General features: G+C 75.0%; 20 protein-coding genes. 10 read left to right on the top strand and 10 right to left on the bottom strand.

Translation table 11 applies throughout. From position 1 onward, the window contains the following. The first annotated feature begins 291 nt into the window (after positions 1 to 291). Positions 292 to 879: a SigE family RNA polymerase sigma factor gene (locus tag ACFQ11_RS05520; RefSeq protein WP_378296833.1), complete on the top strand. Its 588-nt coding sequence runs from the start codon at positions 292 to 294 to the stop codon at positions 877 to 879. Further along, positions 876 to 1,598, top strand: coding sequence for a hypothetical protein (locus tag ACFQ11_RS05525; RefSeq protein ID WP_378296742.1), 723 nt, complete (start codon positions 876 to 878; stop codon positions 1,596 to 1,598). Before ACFQ11_RS05520 ends, ACFQ11_RS05525 begins: the two co-directional genes overlap by 4 nt. A gap of 40 nt (positions 1,599 to 1,638) precedes the next feature. On the opposite strand, the gene ACFQ11_RS05530 is transcribed toward ACFQ11_RS05525, so the two are convergent. The 3 genes from ACFQ11_RS05530 to hrcA form a co-directional block, all read right to left on the bottom strand. Continuing rightward, positions 1,639 to 2,370, bottom strand: coding sequence for a 16S rRNA (uracil(1498)-N(3))-methyltransferase (locus ACFQ11_RS05530; protein ID WP_378296743.1), 732 nt, complete (start codon positions 2,368 to 2,370; stop codon positions 1,639 to 1,641). 135 nt (positions 2,371 to 2,505) lie between these two features. Next, a complete protein-coding gene (gene dnaJ / locus ACFQ11_RS05535) occupies positions 2,506 to 3,642 on the bottom strand; it encodes a molecular chaperone DnaJ (RefSeq protein ID WP_378296744.1) in 1,137 nt (378 codons plus the stop codon). Between the two features lies 1 nt (position 3,643). Further along, complete coding sequence (gene hrcA / locus ACFQ11_RS05540) at positions 3,644 to 4,657, bottom strand: heat-inducible transcriptional repressor HrcA (RefSeq protein ID WP_378296834.1); 1,014 nt, start codon at positions 4,655 to 4,657, stop codon at positions 3,644 to 3,646. A 226-nt stretch (positions 4,658 to 4,883) separates the two neighbouring features. Here hrcA and ACFQ11_RS05545 point away from each other — a divergent pair, with 226 nt between their 5' ends. Next, positions 4,884 to 5,699, top strand: coding sequence for a DUF3097 domain-containing protein (locus ACFQ11_RS05545; protein ID WP_378296745.1), 816 nt, complete (start codon positions 4,884 to 4,886; stop codon positions 5,697 to 5,699). A gap of 437 nt (positions 5,700 to 6,136) precedes the next feature. Here ACFQ11_RS05545 and hemW read toward each other — a convergent pair whose 3' ends face one another. Together hemW and ACFQ11_RS05555 are read right to left on the bottom strand one after the other, a co-directional pair. Continuing rightward, positions 6,137 to 7,345 carry a radical SAM family heme chaperone HemW gene (gene hemW, locus ACFQ11_RS05550; protein WP_378296746.1) on the bottom strand — a complete coding sequence of 403 codons (1,209 nt, stop codon included), beginning with the start codon at positions 7,343 to 7,345 and terminating at the stop codon, positions 6,137 to 6,139. A 30-nt stretch (positions 7,346 to 7,375) separates the two neighbouring features. Then, positions 7,376 to 7,816 (bottom strand): antitoxin YezG family protein, encoded by a 441-nt coding sequence (locus ACFQ11_RS05555; protein ID WP_378296748.1) that lies wholly within the window; start codon positions 7,814 to 7,816, stop codon positions 7,376 to 7,378. Positions 7,817 to 7,982: 166 nt separating this feature from the next. On the opposite strand from ACFQ11_RS05555, the gene ACFQ11_RS05560 reads away from it, so the two are divergent. The 3 genes from ACFQ11_RS05560 (at position 7,983) to ACFQ11_RS05570 (ending at position 11,007) form a co-directional block, all read left to right on the top strand. Then, a complete protein-coding gene (locus tag ACFQ11_RS05560) occupies positions 7,983 to 8,843 on the top strand; it encodes a hypothetical protein (RefSeq protein ID WP_378296749.1) in 861 nt (286 codons plus the stop codon). 143 nt (positions 8,844 to 8,986) lie between these two features. Then, positions 8,987 to 10,390: a hypothetical protein gene (locus ACFQ11_RS05565; RefSeq protein WP_378296750.1), complete on the top strand. Its 1,404-nt coding sequence runs from the start codon at positions 8,987 to 8,989 to the stop codon at positions 10,388 to 10,390. Positions 10,391 to 10,500: 110 nt separating this feature from the next. Then, complete coding sequence (locus tag ACFQ11_RS05570; protein ID WP_378296751.1) at positions 10,501 to 11,007, top strand: DUF4870 domain-containing protein; 507 nt, start codon at positions 10,501 to 10,503, stop codon at positions 11,005 to 11,007. Positions 11,008 to 11,073: 66 nt separating this feature from the next. On the opposite strand, the gene lepA is transcribed toward ACFQ11_RS05570, so the two are convergent. After that, positions 11,074 to 12,921 (bottom strand): translation elongation factor 4, encoded by a 1,848-nt coding sequence (gene lepA / locus ACFQ11_RS05575; protein WP_378296752.1) that lies wholly within the window; start codon positions 12,919 to 12,921, stop codon positions 11,074 to 11,076. Positions 12,922 to 13,190: 269 nt separating this feature from the next. Here lepA and rpsT point away from each other — a divergent pair, with 269 nt between their 5' ends. Further along, a complete protein-coding gene (gene rpsT / locus ACFQ11_RS05580) occupies positions 13,191 to 13,460 on the top strand; it encodes a 30S ribosomal protein S20 (protein ID WP_378296753.1) in 270 nt (89 codons plus the stop codon). 84 nt (positions 13,461 to 13,544) lie between these two features. Continuing rightward, positions 13,545 to 14,111 carry an RNA 2'-phosphotransferase gene (locus ACFQ11_RS05585; protein ID WP_378296754.1) on the top strand — a complete coding sequence of 189 codons (567 nt, stop codon included), beginning with the start codon at positions 13,545 to 13,547 and terminating at the stop codon, positions 14,109 to 14,111. Here ACFQ11_RS05585 and ACFQ11_RS05590 read toward each other — a convergent pair. Further along, positions 14,056 to 14,586, bottom strand: a complete 531-nt coding sequence (locus tag ACFQ11_RS05590; RefSeq protein ID WP_378296755.1) for a hypothetical protein — start codon at positions 14,584 to 14,586, stop codon at positions 14,056 to 14,058. The two genes, ACFQ11_RS05585 and ACFQ11_RS05590, sit on opposite strands and share 56 nt — an antisense overlap. Before the next feature lie 69 nt (positions 14,587 to 14,655). On the opposite strand from ACFQ11_RS05590, the gene ACFQ11_RS05595 reads away from it, so the two are divergent. Further along, positions 14,656 to 15,510 (top strand): LysR family transcriptional regulator, encoded by an 855-nt coding sequence (locus tag ACFQ11_RS05595; protein WP_378296756.1) that lies wholly within the window; start codon positions 14,656 to 14,658, stop codon positions 15,508 to 15,510. Beyond that, positions 15,510 to 15,926, top strand: a complete 417-nt coding sequence (locus ACFQ11_RS05600; protein ID WP_378296758.1) for an SRPBCC family protein — start codon at positions 15,510 to 15,512, stop codon at positions 15,924 to 15,926. Before ACFQ11_RS05595 ends, ACFQ11_RS05600 begins: the two co-directional genes overlap by 1 nt. A gap of 65 nt (positions 15,927 to 15,991) precedes the next feature. Here ACFQ11_RS05600 and holA read toward each other — a convergent pair whose 3' ends face one another. The 3 genes from holA to ACFQ11_RS05615 form a co-directional block, all read right to left on the bottom strand. After that, the gene (gene holA / locus ACFQ11_RS05605; RefSeq protein WP_378296759.1) at positions 15,992 to 16,957 is read right to left on the bottom strand and encodes a DNA polymerase III subunit delta; all 966 of its coding nucleotides are present in this window, start codon (positions 16,955 to 16,957) and stop codon (positions 15,992 to 15,994) included. A gap of 165 nt (positions 16,958 to 17,122) precedes the next feature. Next, entirely contained in the window at positions 17,123 to 19,384 is a 2,262-nt protein-coding gene (locus ACFQ11_RS05610) for a ComEC/Rec2 family competence protein (RefSeq protein WP_378296760.1), read from the bottom strand. Positions 19,385 to 19,783: 399 nt separating this feature from the next. Next, positions 19,784 to 20,497, bottom strand: a complete 714-nt coding sequence (locus ACFQ11_RS05615; protein ID WP_378296761.1) for a helix-hairpin-helix domain-containing protein — start codon at positions 20,495 to 20,497, stop codon at positions 19,784 to 19,786. Positions 20,498 to 20,530: the final 33 nt, after the last annotated feature.

The raw sequence follows: 20,530 nt of genomic DNA on the forward strand, positions 1-20,530 counted from the left end.
CCCCTCCCGCGGCGGCGGCCGCGATCGGAATCCTATCGAGACCCGCACCGGCATGACCCGCGACGCCCCCGCCGATAAGGTTTTCCGCGATCGATCTCCGGTTGTCGAGCCGTTTCCGACCGGCCACTGGTTAAGGTTGTCAATTCAAGGCGTACCCCCCGGTTCGCAGGCATGCGGCGCGCCTCGGCTCGGTCGGGAACGCCCGATTCATGCCGCTCTCGGGGTGGCCGTCCGAAAGAGCGGCCGGGGGACGGCAAAGGCGGCGGATAGGTGACCGAGGCAGACCAGAAGATGCCCTTTCGTAAACCGGACGAGGAGGGCGGGCGTCCCACAGACGTGACCGAGACCCTCGTGGCCAGGGGCACGGCCGGGGCCGTTGCCGTCGCCTGGGACGCCGACCAGGCGGTGACCGCGCTCTACAGCGCCAACTACCGCTCGCTCGTGCGGCTCGCCGCGATGCTCGTGCGGGACGCGGGGACGGCCGAAGAGGTCGTCCAGGACGCGTTCGTCGCGATGCACGGCGGCTGGCGGCGCCTCCGGGACCCCGACAAGGCCCTGTCGTACCTGCGGCAGTCGGTGGTGAACCGGTCCCGTTCGGTGCTGCGCCACCGCGCCGTCGTCGAGAAGTACGCCCCCAAGGGGCTCCCCGACGCGCCCAGCGCGGAGGCGGGCGCCATCGGGGAACTGGAACGCTCGGCGGTCGTCGACGCGCTCTCCCGGCTCCCACCGCGCCAGCGGGAGGCGCTCGTCCTGCGCTACTACGGTGATCTCTCGGAAGCCGAGATCGCCAACGCCATGGGGATCTCCCGCGGCGCGGTCAAGAGTCATACCGCACGCGGCATGACCGCCCTACGCAACGTCCTGGAGCAGTTCTCATGACCACCGACCCCCACGACGAGCACGGCGAAGTACTTCGCCGGGCCCTGCACGCGGAGGCGGAATCGGTCATCCCCTCCGACGACGGCCTGGACCGGATCCGGGCCCGGATCGCGGCCGAGAGCGGCCGCCGCCACGGGTTTCTCGGCCGGTTCGCGCCCGCCCGGTTCGGGGCGGGCGGCCTCACCGTGGGCTGGGCGCGGCCCGTGCTCGCCGTCGCCGCGGCCGTCGCGATCGCCGGGTTCGGCGTCACGGCGGGGCCGCAGACGATCGACCTGATCCAGCACACCGTCACCGGCGGCGGCCCGTCCGGCGGCGGAGGCGGCGACAGCGACGGCGACCGCACCGGCGCGAACCCGCCCCCGGTCGCCCCCGGGGACCCGTCGTCGCCCGCGCCGACGACGTCCGCCACGCCCAGCACGTCCGAGGACGCCGGGGCGCCCTCGTCGTCGCCCGGGCTGTCGTCGTGCGTCATCCCGCGCGGCGGCGCCGCGGCCACGCCCGGCACGCCCACGCCGAGCACCACCCCGACGCCCGGCGCGCCCAGCGGGACGCCGTGCCCGGGCGGGCGGACGCCGACCACGTCGCCCACCGACCCGGCGCCGACGACGCCCCCGCCGCCGGCCTCCCCGCCGGAGCCGAGCGGCGAGCCGACGCCGACGCCGTCGGACACCGCGTCGACCACGAAGAAGGAGCAGGACGCCGGGCAGTCCGGTCCCTGACCGGGACGGCCGCCCGGCGGGCCGGCCCACCGGCGGGTCGTCACCAGCGGCCGGAGGCGGCCTGCAGGACGGCGGCCGCCGCGACGCCCGCCGTCGAGGTGCGCAGCACCGTCGGGCCGAGCCGCACCGGACGTCCCCCGGCCGCGCCGAACGCGGCCAGTTCGTCCTCGGTGATCCCGCCCTCGGGACCGACCACCAGGACGACCTCCCCCGACGCGGGCGGGCGGACGCCGCTGAGCGGCTCGGCGGCATCCTCGTGCAGGACGAGCGCGACGGACGCGGCCGCGAGCCGCCGCGCGACGGCGTCGGTCGACGCGAGGTCGGGCACGTGCGGCAGGCGGCTGCGCCGGGCCTGCTTGCCGGCCTCGCGGGCGGCGTTCCGCCAGCGGTTCAGGGCCTTCTCGCGGCGCTCGGGACGCCACTGGGTGACGCAGCGCGCGGCGGCCCACGGGACGATCTCGTCCACGCCCGCCTCGGTCATCGTCTCCACGGCCAGTTCGCCCCGGTCGCCCTTCGGCAGCGCCTGCACGACGACCAGGCGCGGTTCGGGCGGCGGCTCCCGGTGCCGGGCCGCGACCTCCAGCGTGAGGGACGCCCGGTCGGCCGCCGTGACGACGCACTCCGCGAGCAGCCCCTCCCCGTCGGTCAGGTCGACGCGTTCCCCGGGACGCAGCCGCCGCACGGTCGCGGCGTGCCGCCCCTCGGGGCCGTCCAGGATGACGCGGTCGCGTTCCAGGGCGGCCGTCCCGGCGAGGAACACCGGCGGGCTCATCGCTCTCCCCCAACGTCACCGGACCCCGGGGACGCGGGCGCGTCCCCGGGGTCCGTACCGACTTCCCACGGCCGGCCGGCGTCACGGCCGGCCATCACCGTCACGGCCTTCCCGGTAGGCCGTCACCGTCTCTCTTCAGTGCTGGTTGAACACGTCCCGCAGGCGGGAGAACATCCCCCGCTGCCCCGGGGCGAACTTGCCGGGGGGACGCTCCTCGCCGCGCAGCTCCGCCAGGCGGCGCAGGAGCTCCTCCTGCTCCTCGTCGAGCCTGTTCGGCGTCTCCACGTTCACGTGGATCATCAGGTCGCCGCGCCCGCTCTCGTTGAGGTGCCGCACGCCCCGGTTGTAGAGGGTGATCACCTGGCCGGACTGCGTGCCCGGCTTGATGTCGACCTCCTCGGCCGCGTCGAGCGTCTCGATCGTGACGCTGGTGCCGAGCGCCGCCGCCGTCATCGGGATCTCGACCGTGCAGTGCAGGTCGTCGCCCTCCCGCTCGAAGATCGGGTGCGCGCGCTCCACGATCTCCAGGAACAGGTCGCCGGGCGGGCCCCCGCCGGGACCGACCTCGCCCTCCCCGGCGAGCTGGATGTGGATGCCGTTCTCCACGCCCGCCGGGATCTTGACCTTGACGGTGCGCCGGGTGCGGACCCGCCCGTCCCCGGAGCACTCGGTGCACGGCGTGCGGATCACCGAGCCGAACCCGCCGCACGCCGGGCAGGGCCGGGCCGTCATGACCTGGCCCAGGAACGACCGCTGCACCTGCTGCACCTCACCGCGCCCGTGGCAGGTGTCGCAGGTCTCCGGGTGGGTGCCGGGCGCGCAGCCCGTCGCCTCGCAGGCCGAGCAGGCGACCGCGGTGTCCACGGTCAGCTCCCGGGTGGTGCCGAACGCCGTCTCCGACAGGTCCAGCTCGACCCGCAGCGTCGCGTTCCGCCCGCGCCGCGCCCGCGACCGGGGGCCGCGCGACGCCGACGTCCCGAAGAACGCGTCCATGATGTCGCTGAACGGGAATCCCGCGCCGCCGAACCCGCCGGCGCCGCCCCCGCCGCCGCCGGGCGCGAACGGGTCCGCGCCCAGGTCGTACATCTCCCGCTTCTTCGGGTCGGAGAGCACCTCGTACGCCTGGGTGATCTCCTTGAACTTCTCCTGGGTCGCCGGGTCGGGGTTGACGTCCGGGTGGAGTTCCCGCGCGAGCCGGCGATAAGCCTTCTTGACCTCGTCGGCGCTGGCGTTCCGGCCGACCCCCAGGGTCGCGTAGTAGTCGTTGGCCACCTTACGACCCCGCCAGGATCTGTCCCACGTAGCGTGCCACTGCCCGTACCGCTCCCATCGTGCTGGGGTAATCCATGCGTGTCGGCCCGAGCACTCCCAGCCGGGCCAGCGTGAGGTCGCCGACGCCGTAGTCGGCGGCGACGACCGAGGTCGATCGGAGCCCCAATTCGGGGTTCTCGGTGCCGATCCGCACCGTAACAGTAGAGGAGTCGCCGGACTCGCCGAGCAGCCGCATCAGCACGACCTGCTCCTCCAGCGCGACCAGCACCTCCCGCAGGCTCTGCGAGAAGTCCACCGCGGCCAGGTTCGCCGCCCCGGCGAAGACGATCTTCTCTTCGTGCCGTTCGACGAGCGTCTCCAGCAGCACCGACAGCACCGCGGCCGCCACCGGCCGCTCGTCCGGCCCGACCTTGTCCGGAAGGTCCGCGACGGCCGTCGGCACCTCGCCGAGCCCGAGCCCGTCCAGGCACGTGTTGAGCAACGCCCGCAGGTGCCCGATCGATTCCTCGGAGATCTCGCCGGGCGTCTCGATGACCCGCTGCTCCACCCGCCCGGTGTCGGTGATCAGGACGAGCAGCAGCCGGCTCTCGGCCACCCGCACCAGCTCGACGTGCCGCACCGTCGACCGCGTCAGCGACGGGTACTGCACCACCGCGACCTGCCGGGTCAGCTGCGCGAGCAGCTTCACCGTCCGGCCGACGACGTCGTCGAGGTCGTACGCGCCGGACAGGAACGTCTCGATCGCGCGGCGTTCCGCCGCCGACAGCGGCTTGATCGTCGACAGCCGGTCGACGAACAGCCGGTAGCCCTTGTCGGTGGGGACGCGGCCCGCGCTCGTGTGGGGTTGCGCGATGTACCCCTGCTCCTCCAGGACCGCCATGTCGTTGCGGATCGTCGCGGGGGACACGCCGAGGTTGTGCCGGTCCGCCAGGGCTTTGGAGCCCACCGGTTCGTTCGTGGACACGAAGTCCTCGACGATGGCGCGCAGGACCGCGAGTTTCCGGTCGTCCAGCACGTTGTCACCTCCCTCGTGCGCTGCCACTGGCCCCCCGATCATCCGGTGCCCTCCGGCCCCGTGCCGCTGGCACTCCTTACTCTTGAGTGCCAAGTGTACGACCCGCGGGGGCCCTTCTGGAGGGTCCCCGTCCCCGCGGCGGCGCGATCCTATCCGGATCGGGCGCCACGCCGAACGACCGGGGACGACGCCGCCCGCGGCCTCCGCCGGGTTAATGTGCGGACCTGTGCGGAGTAAGGACTACGGCAACGACGTGCTGTCCGGCGACTGGCGCAGGCCCCGCAAGGGCCTGATCCCGGAGGTCCCGGCCGAGCCGGGGCTGGTCGCCGAGGACCCCGACAGCGGGTTCTGCGGCGCCGTCGTGGCCTGCGACAAGTTCGGCGTCACCCTCGAGGACCGCTTCGGCAAGCGCCGCGTGTTCCCGCTCACCAGGTCCGGGTTCCTGATCGACGGCGCGCCCGTCACGCTCGTCCGCCCCGAGGCGGCCCCGCGCCGTCCCGCGCGCTCGGCGTCCGGCTCCGTCGCCGTCCGGGACCTGCGCGCGCGGGTCGCCAAGGAGAGCCGCATCTACGTCGAGGGCGTCCACGACGCGGAGCTGGTCGAGAAGATCTGGGGCCACGACCTGCGCGTCGAGGGCGTCGTCGTCGAGTACCTGGAGGGCGTGGACGACCTGCCCGCGATCGTCGACGAGTTCGGGCCCGCCGAGGGCCGCCGCCTCGGCGTCCTCGTCGACCATCTCGTCGAGGGCTCCAAGGAGAGCCGGATCGCCGCGCGGGTGTCGTCCCCGCACGTCCTGGTCACCGGCCACCCGTTCGTCGACATCTGGGAGGCCGTCAAGCCCGCGGCCGTCGGCATCCCCGCCTGGCCGCGGGTGCCCCGCGGCGTCCCGTGGAAGGAGGGCGTGCTGGACGCCCTCGGCTGGGAACCCGACGTGGGCGCCGCCTGGAAGCGCATCCTCTCCTCCGTGCACGCCTTCACGGACCTGGAGCCCGCCCTCCTGGGCCGCGTCGAGGAACTGATCGACTTCGTGACCGCCCCCTGACCCGCCCGGGACCGTCCGGACGGCCGTGGGCCGCCCCGCGCCCGGCGCGCCCCCCCGGGTACCCCCGGACGACCACCCGTGCACCCGCCCGACGGCCCGCTCACCCGCCAGCGCAGCCCCCATCACCACGCGCGGGCCGGGTACTAGGCGCAGACACGCTCAACCCGCAGAAAGAACCGCGCCACGCGCAGACCCGACCACCACGCGGAGCGGGCCGGGGCGCCACCCGAAGACACGCTCAACCCGCAGAAAGAACCGCGCCACGCGCAAACCCGACCACCACGCGGAGCGGGCCGGGGCGCCACCCGAAGACACGCTCAACCCGCAGAAAGAACCGCGCCACGCGCAGACCCGACCACCACGCGGGCGGCGGGTTGCCCCCGGGCGGCCGTAGGGCGCTCGGCGCCCGGAGGCCGACCGGGCCGCTCCCGGAGCCGCTAGCACAGCTCCCGGACGACGGCGTCGGCGAGGAGGCGGCCGCGGCGGGTCAGGACGGCGCGGCCCTCGGCGTACGGGGCCCGTTCGAGGAGCCCGTCGGCGATGAGGCGGCGCACGGCGGTGTCGTCGAGGAGGCCGGTGGGGCAGCCGGCGGCGAGGCGCAGCTCGAGCATGACGCGCTCGACGCGGCGGTCGCCGGCGTCGAGGATCTCGCGGGCGTGGGCCGGGGCGACGCCCTCGGCGAGGCGGGACGCGTAGGCGGCGGGGTGCTTGACGTTCCACCAGCGGGTCCCGCCGACGTGGCTGTGCGCGCCGGGGCCGACGCCCCACCAGTCGGCGCCCGTCCAGTACAGGAGGTTGTGGCGGCAGGCGGCGTCGGGGCCGGTGGCCCAGTTGGAGATCTCGTACCAGTGCAGGCCGCGCGCGGACAGCAGGTCGTCGGCCAGCAGGTACCGGTCGGCCATGGCGTCGTCGTCGGGGGCCGCCAGCTCGCCGCGGCGGACCTGGGCGGCCAGGCGGGTGCCCTCCTCGACGATCAGCGCGTAGGCGGACACGTGGTCGGGTTCGGATTCCAGGGCCGCTTCCAGGGACGCGCGCCAGTCGTCGTCGGTTTCTCCCGGGGTGCCGTAGATGAGGTCGAGGTTGATGTGCTCGAAGCCCGCCTTGCGCGTCCAGTCGACGACTTGGGGGACGCGTCCGGGCGTGTGGCTCCGCTCCAGGACGGCCAGGACGTGCTCGCGCGCGCTCTGCATCCCGTACGAGACGCGCGTGAATCCGGCCTCGCGGAGCCGGGCGAGGTACGCGTCGTCGACGGATTCGGGGTTCGCCTCGGTGGTGATCTCCGCGCCGGGGGCCAGCCCGAACTCGGCGTCGATCGCGGCGAGGACGCGGCCCAGGTCGTCCGGGGCGAGGAGGGTGGGGGTGCCGCCGCCGACGAAGACCGTCTCGACGGGCAGGTCGGCGTCGCCGAGGACGCGCCGCGCCAGCCGGACCTCGGCGACGGCGGTGTCGGCGTAGGACTCGCGGCTCGCGCCGGGCCCCAGCTCGGTGGCCGTGTAGGTGTTGAAGTCGCAGTAGCCGCAGCGGGTCACGCAGAACGGGACGTGCACGTAGAACGCGAAGGGCCGCGTGCCCAGGCCGTCGAGGGCGCCGGACGGCAGGGCGCCGTCGGCCGGAACGGGGTCGCCGTCGGGCAGGATCGCGGGCATGCCCCCAGTCTGCCGCGCGCGGGGGCGTGGTCAGGCCCGCCGGAGCTTGTCGCGCAGCCAGCCGGGGATGTACTCGTCGGCGCGCGGGAACCGGTCAAGGTCCTGCGCGTAGGCGGACGGCGGCAGCGGCGGGACGAAGTCGGGTTCGCCGTCGTAGTCGAACTCGGCGCTGAACCGCCCGGACCGTTCGACGCGCAGCCGGGCGGTGAACCACGCGCCCTTCCCCCGCCGGTACATGACGCGGCGCAGTTCGTCCATCTTGCCGACGGCGTGGCCGGGCGGCGTGGCGGTGCGGCGCTCCCCGGCGGCGTCGATGATCTCGAAGGAGGCGCAGTCGATCCCGACGATGGCGCGGAAGTCGAGCCCGAGGCGCTCCCATCCCGCGGGGGCCGCCGACCGCAGCGCGCGGACGGCGCCGTTCACCGTGTCCCGCTCCTTGGGGGAACGCAGAACCTGCTCGGAGTGGGCCACCCTCGAACCTCCGCTACCCGTCGCGGCCACTGCCCTCCGACCGTACCGACATCGGCGCCCGGGGCGAACGGCCTGCCGCGTGTCGCGCGCGAACGTCCGCGAGCCGCGCGGACGATCTTGGACGAGCCGGGCGCCGGGCCGGGCGCGCCCCGGATAGGGTCGTCGGATGCGCATCGAGACCGGACGGCCGCCCGTGCGGGTGCTGCTGCGCGGCGGCCCGGACGGCTGGCACTGCGTGGTCGTGGACGACGCGGGCGGCGAGGGCCGCACGGTACTGCCGGCGTCCGGGACGCGCTGGAACCCGGACGGGCGGCGCGACGACCCGGAGCCGCCGTGGTGGCGGGGGCGCCTCGCGGACACGGCCGAGGGGCTGCGCCGGCTCGTCGGCGAACGGCTGACGGACGCGACGTTCGCCGAGTTCGGCGCCGAGGCCGCGATCAGCTGGTTCGCCGTCGACGAACCGGTCGAGTGGGAGGGGCTCGTCACCCTCGCGGAACCGGACCCGGCGCGGTTCCCGGGGCGGGTGCCGCCGTTCGCCGTCACGCTCGAGCCGGGGCGCGGCGCGGTGCTCCCGGACGCCCACCTGCTGTTCTCCACCCGCGCCGCCGACGCGTGGACCGCGCTCGACGCCGTCGCCGAGCACTGCGGGTCCCCGGCGCCGCGGGCCGCGTTCGTGTGCGGCTTCGCCGGGCATCGCAGCGTGCGGGTCGGGCGCGGGTCGCTGGCGGTGTCGACCGAGGAGGGCGCGGACGGCGTCGAGCGGCTCGCCGAGATCGTCGTCGCCCGCGGGCCCGGCTGGGGCGGCAACCCGGAGCTCCGCCCGCGCCTGGACGGCGTCGACCTGCTCGACGATCCCGCCGGCGACGTCGTCACCCTCTTCCGGGACCTCGGCCACGAGGTCGTCGAGCGGGGCCGGACGGCCCGGATCCCCGCGATGGGGCTCGCCCTGCACGAACCGGACCCGCCGGCGCCGAGGCCGGGCCGGTTCACGACGGTCTCCCTGCGCTTCCCGTCCGCGGGCCGCTGACGGCCGTCCGGATCCGGCCACGCCGTCCGGGCCCCCGCCGGCCTGCGGACGGGCCGGTACCGGGCGCGGCGCAACGGGCCCGTCACCGGCGAGGGACCGATCCGTCACCGTGCCGCAACCCGGCGGCCCTACGTTCTCCGATCATGGGAAGCCGCGCGCGTCACGCCGCCTCGTTTCTGACCGCCGCCCTCGCGGCCGCACCCCTCGCCCTCGTCCCCGGGACGGCCGCGCACGCCGCCGCGCCGGGCGCGATCGTCCTGGAGCGGGACGGCGGCGCGCGGACGTTCGCGTTCACCGCCGAGCGGGCCGGGGAGGCGGTGCTCGGTTTCGCCGCGTCGGCGCCGGGCGTCTCCTGGGGCCGGGCGGGCGCCGAGTCCGCCGTGGTGGCGATCTCGGTGGACGGACGGCACGTCACCGACCTCGTCGTCCCGTCGTCCGAGCCGGTATCGCGCAGCCTCGGGCTCGGGCACGTCGGGAAGGGCCGGCACACGGTCGCGCTGCGGTTCGCGGACGGGAGCGCCGACGCGGCCGAACGCGTGACGCTCGCCCGCCCGCGCGTCACCGTCCCGGAGGACGGGCAGCTCGCGCTGCGGCACGCGCCGGTGATCGTCGGACGGACGGGCTGGCCGTTCGGCGACCCGCTGCAGAACGCGACGACCGACACGCCGCTCGTCGCGTGGCACGAGTCGCGGCCCGCGGCGACGGCCGGGCACCGCGTCATCGAGTACTCGCTGGTGTGGAGCAACGAGGACGGCGGCACCGACACGCCCGGCCTGCTCGCCCGGTGGGGCCGGACGACCGACATCGAGTGGACGTACCGGGTCGAGGTGGACGCGTCGGGCGCACGGGTGCCGGGGACGGCCGTCTACCACGGGCCGTTCCACTTCACGCTGAACTTCACGGGCCGGTACGAGCGGGACCATCCGGTCCTGCAGACCTGTACGCAGAACAACAACCTGTGCGACGTGATCTCCCCGGCCGCGCCGCTGCGGTTCCTGCCGGACGCGTCCCGCACCCGCCCGGACGGGCGCGCCCGCGAGGCCGTCATGGACCGCGAGCCGTGGACGTACCGGGTGATGGCGCAGGAACTCGTCCGGGAGGGGAAGGTCGAGGAGCCGTCCGACCCGGCGACGCCCGAGGCCGGCGACCCCCGCGACTACCTGTTCGTCGAGTTCGCCATGGACGTCGGCGCGGGGACGGCGCTCGGGTCCGCGCCGGGCGTCGCGATCGTCGTGCGGCTGAAGGACGACCCGTCCGTCCCGTACCGGTCCGACCACGGGCTGGCCGACCGGGCGATCGGGCGCGACGGCGCCGTCGCCACCGCCGTCGAGCTGCCGCCGGGCACCCGGACGTCCGACATCGCGAGCGTCGAGGCCGTGCGGCGGCCGACCGGGCTCGGCGACGACCGCGCCCCGATCTCGGTCACGGCGATCCATCGCGCGTTCAAGCTCGACGACGCGTTCCTGCCGGGCCCGTCCGCGATCACCTGGGACGGTTCCGCCACGCTCACGCCCGGGGAACCGTCCGCGGTGCTGTGGCGTCCGTGACTCCGGCGGGAATCGCGGAACCGGGGCGAACCTCGCGCGCGTCCGAGGAGTCGTAGAGTTCACCACGGAACAACGGACGGCGAAGGCGCGACGTCGGAGAGGAGCCCGCCATGGCCTACGGGCCTCCCCCCTCGCAGGGCCGGGGACAGCCCGGGCAGGCGCCCTGGCAGCAGCCCGGCAACATGTGGCAGCAGCAGCCGCCCGGCGCGCCGCCGCCCGGCGCCGCACCCGGGCCCGGCCCGCAGCAGCCGCCGCGGACCCGCCCGATGCCCGGCCACCAGGGTCCCGTCGCCGACGACGAGCGGACCTGGTCGCTGATGGCCTACATCGGGCAGTTCCTCGTCGGCGCGATCGCGCCCGCGATCGTCTACCTCGGCAAGCCGCGCTCGGCGTTCGCCCGGCGGCACGCCGCGCAGGGCCTCAACATGGGGCTGGCGGCCCTCGCCGTCTGGATCGTCGGCGGGCTGCTGGCGCTGGCCGTCGACGTCCTCATCTGGGTGCCGCTGGTCTTCACCGCGGTCGTGATGTTCTTCCTGGTGTACGCGGGACGCGCCGCCAACCGCGGCGAGTTCCGGCGCGTGCCGGCCCCGGTGGCCTGGCCGCTGATCAAGAAGTAGCGGCGGGCCGGGCCCCGGTCCCGGGGAGCCGCGCGCTCCCGCCGGGCCGGGGCCGTCCCCTGACGCCTACTTCTTGCCCTTGTCGGTGGACTCGCCCCCGCCGCCGGTGGACAGCGCCGCGACGAAGGCCTCCTGCGGGACGTCCACCCGCCCGATGGTCTTCATCCGCTTCTTGCCCTCCTTCTGCTTCTCCAGCAGCTTCCGCTTGCGGGAGATGTCGCCGCCGTAGCACTTGGCGAGGACGTCCTTGCGGATGGCGCGGATGTTCTCCCGGGCGATGATGCGGGCGCCCACCGCGGCCTGGATCGGCACCTCGTACTGCTGCCGCGGGATCAGCTCCTTGAGCTTCGACGTCATCATCAGCCCGTACTCGCGGGACTTGTCCCGGTGGACGATCTGGCTGAACGCGTCGACGGACTCGCCCTGCAGCAGGATGTCGACCTTCACCAGGTCGGACTCCTTCTCCCCGCTCGGCTCGTAGTCCAGCGAGGCGTACCCGCGGGTCCGCGTCTTGAGCTGGTCGTAGAAGTCGAAGATGATCTCGGCGAGCGGCAGCGTGTAGCGGATCTCGACCCGCTCGGGCGACAGGTAGTCCATGCCGAGCAGCTCGCCGCGCCGCCCCTGGCACAGCTCCATGATCGCGCCGATGTGCTCGGACGGCGACAGCAGCGTCGCCTTCACCATCGGCTCGTACACCCCGCCGACCTTGCCCTCGGGGAACTCGCTCGGGTTCGTGACGGTGTGCTCGGTGCCGTCCTCCATCACCGCGCGGTACACGACGTTCGGCGCGGTGGAGATCAGCGACAGGCCGAACTCGCGCTCCAGCCGCTCCCGGACGATCTCCATGTGCAGGAGGCCGAGGAACCCGCAGCGGAACCCGAACCCGAGCGCGGCCGACGTCTCCGGCTCGTACACCAGCGCGGCGTCGTTCAGCCGCAGCTTCTCCAGCGCCTCCCGCAGGTCGGGGTACTGGTCGCCGTCCACCGGGTACAGGCCGGAGAACACCATCGGCTTGGGGTCCTGGTAGCCGCCGAGCGCCTCGGGCGCCGCCTTCGACGCGGTCGTCACCGTGTCGCCGACCCGCGCCTGCCGGACATCCTTCACCCCGGTGATCAGGTAGCCGACCTCGCCGACGCCGAGCCCGCCGACCGGCTTCGGCTCGGGCGCGATCACGCCGACCTCGAGGGTCTCGTGCGCGGCGCCCGTCGACATCATCAGGCTCTTCTCGCGGCGCGACAGGTGCCCGTCCACGATCCGGACGTACGTGACGACGCCCCGGTAGGTGTCGTACACCGAATCGAAGATCAGCGCGCGGGCCGGGCCGTCCGGGTCGCCGACCGGCGCCGGGACCGTCTCGACGATCCGGTCCAGCAGCTCGGCGACGCCCTCGCCCGTCTTGCCGGACACCCGCAGGACGTCGGACGGGTCGCAGCCGATGATGCCCGCGATCTCCTCGGCGTACTTGTCGGGCTGCGCGGCCGGGAGGTCGATCTTGTTGAGCACCGGGATCAGGTGCAGGTCGGCCTCGATCGCCAGGTACAGGTTCGCGAGCGTCTGCGCCTCGATGCCCTGCGCCGCGTCCACCAGCAGGACCGCGCCCTCGCACGCCGCCAGCGACCGCGACACCTCGTAGGAGAAGTCGACGTGGCCGGGGGTGTCGATCAGGTTCAGGACGTGCTCGACGCCGTCGCGCGTCCACGGCAGCCGGACCGCCTGGCTCTTGATCGTGATGCCGCGCTCGCGCTCGATGTCCATGCGGTCGAGGTACTGGGCGCGCATCTGGCGCTCCTCGACCACGCCGGTCAGCTGCAGCATCCGGTCCGCGAGCGTCGACTTTCCATGGTCGATGTGCGCGATGATGCAGAAGTTGCGGATGATCGCGGGATCGGTTTTGTTGGGCTCAGGCGCTGCCACCGGGGTCCGTTCGCAAACTCACTCAGGGTGTGGACATGGGTTCTGTACATCCCATGGTCCCATGCCCGGCGCGATGCTCTGTGCACGGCTCTGTGCACGGCTCCGCACGGCCCGGTTTGGGGCGGGCCCGGGTGATTGCTAAGCTGTGCGACTGCGTGTGGCGTACCGTCGTGCCCCGGGGGCACCGACACCGACCGCCCCCGTCAGACATTCGTCAGAGCCTGCCGGCGCGCAGGCGAGGATCGCTACCCAAGCTGAGGCACTACGACGTGGCTAACATCAAGTCCCAGATCAAGCGCAACAAGCAGAACGAGAAGGCCCGCCTGCGCAACAAGGCCGTCAAGTCGGAGCTGAAGACGGCGATCCGCAAGTTCCGCGAGGCCGCCGAGGCCGGCAACGTCGAGGACGCCGTCGCCGCGCAGCGCAACGCCGCCCGCAAGCTCGACAAGGCCGCCAGCAAGGGCGTCATCCACAAGAACCAGGCCGCGAACCGCAAGTCGGCGATCGCCAAGCGCGCCGCCGAGCTGCAGGCCAAGTAAGCGAGCCGCAGGCCGGGTAAGGCCGCACCACGCGTCGAGGGCCGGTCCGCGGACCGGCCCTGATGCATGTCCGGGGACGGGACGATGGACGAGCAGGCGCCGCCCGGCGGCGGGCCGCGGGACGAGCGCCGCGCGGTGCGGGTCTCGAAGTACCTCGCGCGTCACCTGCGGCACCGCCCCGGCGACATCGGCCTCGTGCTCGACCGGGAGGGCTGGGCCGACGTCGGCGAGCTCCTCGCGGCCGCCGCCCGGCACGGCTTCCCCATCGGCCGCGGCGAGCTCGAACGCGTCGTGGCGTCCGACGGCAAGGGGCGCTACGCCCTCGACGGTAACCGGATCCGCGCCGTCCAGGGCCACTCGGTCCCCGTCGAGCTGAACCTGCCCGTCGCTCCCCCGCCGGACGTCCTGTACCACGGCACCGCCGGACGGTTCGTCGCCGCGATCAGGCGCGAGGGTCTCCGGCCGATGGGCCGCCACGCCGTCCACCTGTCCCCCGACCGCGAGACGGCGGAGCGGGTGGGCGCGCGCCGCGGCGCCCCGGTCGTCCTCGTCGTCCGGGCCGGGCGGATGGCGGCCGACGGGCACGAGTTCCGTGTCACCTCGAACGGCGTGTGGCTGACGGCGTCCGTCCCTCCCCGATATCTCTGCTGAGCACCCGCGCGTCCGCCCAGGAAGGGACGTGCCGCACCCATTCCGGCACGGTCTCCTGCGGCCCGAACAGGTACAGGTGCGGGACGATCCCGCGGAGCGCCCGGTGGACGTCGAGGCGATCGTCGATCATGTGGGTGATGCCGAGTTCCGCGCAGTGCAGGGCCTTGTCCGCACGTTTCCTGCAGAAGCGCACGTTCTCCCGCGCGAGTCCCGTCCGCCGGTAGAAGTCGTGGTGGTCGAGCCAGGCGAGCGTCCGCGCCCGCACCCGGTCGCCCGCCTTGGAGACGATCCAGGCGCGCCCGCCGACGAGCGCGATCAGTTCCGGGAGGACGTCGAAGACGCCGTCCGCCGCGGGGGACGCCAGCGCCTGCTCCAGCGAGCCGCCGAGGAAGGCGGTGTCCGCGTTCCCCGGCGCCCGCGCGCCGCCCTGGATCACCCTGCCGAAGTCGATGCCGAGCCGCGATTCGATGGTCATGCCCCGACGATCCGGCATCCGGCTCTCGAACAGAACTATGGATGTCCCGCGCGGCTATAGTCCACGGTTATGGACCTGGACCGGGTGTCCACCGACGCGCTCGCCTCGTTCGCCGTGTTCGCCGACCACCTCAACTTCACCCGCGCCGCCGAGGAGCTGCACATCTCGCAGCCGGCGCTGCACGTCAAGGTGCGCCGGCTCGCCGAGACGCTTGGCCGTCCCCTCTACACCCGGCACGGGCGGCGCCTCGCGCTGACCCCGGCGGGCGAGGCCGCCGCCCGCCTCGCCCGCGACCTCGACGCCCGCGTCGCGTCCTTCCTCGCCGACCTGGACGGCACCTCCCGGGCGCCCACGCTCGCCGCCGGCGAGGGCGCCTACCTGTACCTGCTGGGCGGCGTCGTCCGTTCCGGCGTCCGGCTGATCAACGGGGACCGCGCGCGCACCCTCGCGGCCGTCCGCACCGGCCGCGCCGACGTGGGCGTCGCCGTCCTGGACGTCCAGCCCGCCGACCTCGCCGCCACCGTCCTCGCGACGTTCCCGCAGGTCCTGGTCATGCCCGCGGACCATCCCCTCGCCGCCGCGCCCGCCCTCTCCCTCGCCGACCTCGCCGGCACCGCGCTGATCGTCCCGCCGCCCGCCGGGCCGCACCGGGTCGCCCTCGAACGCGCGCTGCGCGCCGCGGACGTCCCGTGGTCGGTCGCCGTCGAGGCCGAGGGCTGGCCGCTGATGCTGCACTTCGTGGCCCTCGGCGTCGGCCTCGCCGTCGTGAACGGCTGCGTGACCCCTTCCCCCGGCCTGGTCGCCCGCGAGATCATCGACCTTCCCGCCGTCCCCTACCACGCCCTGCACCTGCCGTCCCGCGCCGACGATCCGCTCGTCACCGACCTGCTGTCGGCCGTCCGCACCAGCCTCCGGAGTCCCTGATGCGCTTCGAGATCACCGTCGACGTCGCCGCGCCCCCCGAACGGGTGTGGAGCGTCCTGGCCGACGTCGAACGGCTCCCCGGCCTGACCCCGTCGATGGAGAGCGTCGAGCTGCTCGACGGCCCCCTCCGCCTCGGCGCGCGCGCCCGGATCCGGCAGCCGCGTCTCGCCGCCGCCGTCTGGTCGGTCACCGAGTTCACCGAAGGCGAGTCGTTCACCTGGGTGTCGCGCGCGCCCGGCGTCACCACGACCGCCGGGCACCTCGTCCAGGCCGCGCCGGACGGCGCGTCGCTGCAACTGACGCTCGTCCAGGAGGGCCCGCTCGCCCCCGTGATCGGGCTGCTGTTCGGCCGCCGCGCCCGCGCCTACGTCACGATGGAGGCGAACGCCCTGAAGAAGGCCGCCGAGACGCCCTGAGCGCGCCGGGAGGCGCCGCCCGCGCGCGGCCACCCCGGCACCGCGGCGGGCCGGTCGTCCGCAGGTCAGCCGCGGGCCGCGACGATCTCCGCGACCGTCCGTTCCAGCGCGTACGCGGGGTCGGCCGCGGCGCCCTTCACGGCCGCGTCGGCTTCGGCGACGACCGTGATCGCCCGCGCGACACCGTCCGCCGACCACGCCCGCAACTGCTTCTGCACGCGCTCGATCTTCCACGGCGGCATGCCCAGGTCCTTGGCGAGGGCGGCCCCCCGGGCGCCGCGGGGCGCGCCGCCGACCTTGGCGAGCCCCCGGACGCCCTGCGCCAGCGCACTGACGATCAGCACCGGCGGCACCCCCGTCGCGAGCGCCCACCGCAGTTGCTCGAGGGCGTCGGCCAGTTGCCCCTCGATGGCCTTGTCCGCCACCGTGAACCCGCTGACCTCGGCCCGTCCCCGGTAGTACCGGGCCACCGCGGCATCGTCGATCTTCCCGCCCGTGTCGGCGACGAGCTGGCTGCACGCCGCCGCCAGCTCCCGCAGGTCGTTCCCGACGGCGTCGATCAGCCCGCGCGCGCCGTCCGCCGAGATCTTGCCGCCCGCGCGGCGGATCTCGGCGCGGACGAAGTCGACCCGTTCGCCGACCTTGGTGACCTTCGGGCAGACGATCTTGCGCGCCTTGAGCTTCGTCAGCCCGTCCACCAGCGCCTTGCCCTTGGCACCACCGGGGTGCAGGGCCACGAGCACCACGTCGTCCGCGGGCGTCCTGGCGTACTTCAGCACCTCCGCGGCGAGGTCCTTGCCGAGGTCCTGCGCCGACCGGATCACCAGGACCTTGCCGCCGCCGAACAGCGACGGCGACGTCAGCTCCGAGATCCGTCCGGGCTCCAGGCCCCCGGGCGCGAGGTCGATGACCTCCGTGTCCGGGTCCCCGGCCCGCACGGACGCGACGACCTCGCCGACCGCACGCTCGACCAGCAGCTCTTCGTCACCGACGACCAGGATGATGGGCTCTACCGACACACCTAGCAGCATGCCACGCCCCCGCACCCGCCCGCGCCGTCGGCGGAAGTCCGCGCCACGGTCGCGGGCCCACTCGGCATAGGCGCGCGGCGGGAGCCCGGTGGCCTTGACACCGCCCCCACACGGCCGCACGTGCGTCCGCTCCCGGCACGCGCCGCTCGCGCCGATGCGCCGGGTTCAGCGGCGGGAGACGGTGGCGAGCCCGGCGGCCGTGCGGACGACGGCGATGTCTCCCTCGCGGTCGGTGCGGTGGACGCGGACGTTCAGGCCGCGCAGGAGGGCGAGCGTCGCGGGCGACGGGTGACCGTAGTCGTTGTCGCGGCCGACGGAGATGAGCGCGATCGACGCCCGGGCCGCCGCCAGGAAACGGGCGTCCTGGCTGCGGGAACCGTGGTGCGGGACCTTCAGGACCTGGACGGGCGGGACACTGCCCGCAAGGGCGCGCTGGGCGTCGGCCTCGATGTCGCCCGAGAGCAGGGCGCTGAACCCCGGGCCGTGCGCCACCAGCACGACGCTGGCGTTGTTGATGGTGCTGCCGTCGTCGCCGCGGGCGAGGGGCGGGCCGGTGGCGAGCGGCCCGATGACGGCCAGGGCGAGGTCGCCGATGCGCCACCGCTGGCCGGGGAGGGCGGGACGGGCGGGGACGCCGCGGGCCGCGCGGGCGGCGCGGCCGGACGTGCGCGGGGTCGTCAGGACCTGCCGGACGGCGCGGCCGGCGCGGACCCCGGCCGTCCCGTCCACGTGGTCGGCGTGCGGGTGGGTGATGACCAGGAGCGGGACGTCGGAGATCCGCAGGCGGTCCAGGCAGGCGTCGACCGGGCCCGGTTCGGGGCCCGCGTCGACGACGACGGCACGGCCGGGCCCGGCCGCGAGCACCACCGCATCGCCCTGGCCGACGTCGCACGCGACCATCCGCCAGCCGGGCGGGGGCCATCCGGGCGCCGTCACCCGCAGGGCGACCACCGCGACCAGGATCCCGGTGAGGAGCGCCGCCACGACCAGCCGCGCGCGGAAGCTGCGCAGGACGAGCAGGACCGCGGTCGCCGCCACCGACAGGCTCACGGCGCCGAGCCCGCCCGCGAGCCAGGGCACCGTCGCGTACGGGAGGTCGGCGGTGACGCGCGCGACCCCGATGATCCAGCCGACGGCGAGGCCCGCGGGTCGGACGAGCAGCCGGGCGAGCGGCGGCGCGAAGGGCGCGACGACCGCGGCGAGCGCCCCGATCAGCGTGGCGGGCGCCACGGCGGGGGCGGCCAGCAGGTTCGCGAACACCGAGACGACACCGACCTCTCCGGACAGCATGACGAGGATCGGGGCGACGGCCGTCTGGGCCGCCGCCGCGACGGCGAGGGCGTCCGCCAGCGGGCCGGGCAGGTACCGGGCGAGACGCTCCCGCCAGGGCGGCGCGAGGACGAGCAGGCCCGCGGTCGCCGCCACCGACAGCGCGAACCCGTACGAACGCGCCAGCGCGGGGTCGATCAGGACGAGCAGCAGCACCGCGGCGCCGAGCGCGGGCAGCCCCTGCCGGCGGCGCCCGGCGAACAGGGCGAGCAGGCCGACGACGCCCATGACGGCGGCGCGCAGCACGCTCGGCTCCGGCCGTGCCACGACGACGAACGCGCAGACCGCGATGACGGCGAGCGGGGGCGCGCGGCGGCCGAGCCCGACGAGGCGGCACAGCCCGACGACCGCGCCGATGACGATCGCGAGGTTCGCGCCGGACACGACGAGGAGATGGGCGAGTCCCGCCGTGCGGAAGTCGTCGGCGAGGTCCGGCGGGATCCGCGACGTGTCACCGACCACCATCGCGGGCAGTACTCCGCGCTGGCCGGGCGGCAGGACGTCGGTGGCCGCGCGCAGCTCGGCCCGGACGGCCTCGGCGGCCCGCTGCGCCCCGGACGGCGGGGAGCGGACGGACGGCGCGCCGCGGACGAGCACCACGGCGGCCAGGAGCCGGTCCCCGCGGGGTTCCCGGAACCTGCCGGTGAACCGCACCCGCTGGCTGGGGACGAGACCCAGCCAGCGACGATCGTGCGCGATGAGCAGCACGGGAACACGAACGTCCGTCCGCCCCACGGTCTCCACGCGCGCCCGGAGCGTGATCGTCTTCCGCGTCGCGCCGCCCGTGGCCTGCGGATCCCCCGTGACGACGGCCTCGGCGGCCGCGGTGCCTCCGGCACGGGCCAGGTCGGGCACCGGACCGCCGCCGACCGCGGTGGCGCGCAACGCGACGCCGACGGCCGCCGCGGCTGCGCAGGCGAGCACCGCCCCGGCGATGAGCCGGTGGGCCCCTGCCCGGCGGGGCACCAGGACACCGATGGCCGCCACCGCCGCCACCGCCGCGAGCGCGTACGACACGGCCGGCGCGACCCCGATGGCGACCGCGGCCGTAAGCCACGCCGCCAGAGCCGGCAGGACGAGCCGCAGATCATGATTCATCCCACTCCCCCGCCGTCAACCTCGTCCCGGCCCCCCGAACGCCCGGCCGCCGTAGCACCCGACCGCCGCAACGCCGTAACGCCGAAGCCGGCCGCCCCACGCACTGCCCCCACCCCGCCCCGTCCAAAGCACGCGCGTCGCCCGAGGCCAAGAACCCGACACGCACACCGCGCACTCGACCGCCCGGCCTGAACAAGGCGCCGGTATGAACCGTCCGAACGCCACCCGCCCGCACGCCCGACCGCCGCTCGCGGTACCGAGGCGCCCCCGCGCACACCGCATCCCCGCCGCAAAGCCGGAGGCGGACGCACCAGACGGCCCGACCTCGACCGTCCAGCCGAAGCCCCCACGGGCGCCCGGCGCCGGGCGGCGGCCCGGTGAAGGGGCCGGTGGTGGCGGTCATACGCGGACCTTCGATTTGAGGTCGGCGAAGCGGCTCGCGCCTATGCCGTCGACGTCCTGGAGCTGGTCGACCGAGCGGAAGCCGCCGTTCTGGGTGCGGTACTCGATGATGCGGCCGGCCAGGACGGGGCCCACGCCGGGCAGTTCGTCCAGTTGGTCGACGGTGGCGGTGTTCAGGTCGACCGGCTGCCCGGCGTCGCCGGGCGGCGTTGGCTGCGGGGCGCCGGGCGGGGGTGTGGGCGCGGGGACGCCCACCGGGATCTGCTCGCCGTCCACCAGCTTGCGGGCGAGGTTGAGGGGGCCGGTCCGCACGCCGCGGCGCACTCCCCCGGCGGCCTCCAATGCCTCGGCGACGCGGGAGCCCGCCGGGAGGGTGATCACGCCCGGTTTCCGCACCTTTCCGAGCACGTGGACGACGACCGTGCCGGAGGGCGGCGCGGGCGATGCGGGCGTCGCGGGCGTCGCGGGCGTCGAGGCCGGTCCGGCGGCGAGGGTCGCGACGCTCGCGTCCGGCGCCGGTGCGGCGTGGGGGCGTGGGCGGGACGCCCACAGGTAGCCGGCGGCCACGACGGCGGCGATCACGGCGAGGAGGACGAGCGCGCGGACGCCCGGGCGGTCGGGCGCCGCGCGCAGGCGGGCGGCGGGCGGGTCCTGCGGGGGCGCGTCCCGCACGCGGTCGACGAGTGCCTGGAGGCGGTCGGACGCTTTCATGCGGCCGACGTTAAGCGGCCGTGACGGGGTGTC

The organism is Actinomadura sediminis, from assembly GCF_042675525.1.
GTDB lineage: Bacteria > Actinomycetota > Actinomycetes > Streptosporangiales > Streptosporangiaceae > Spirillospora > Spirillospora sediminis.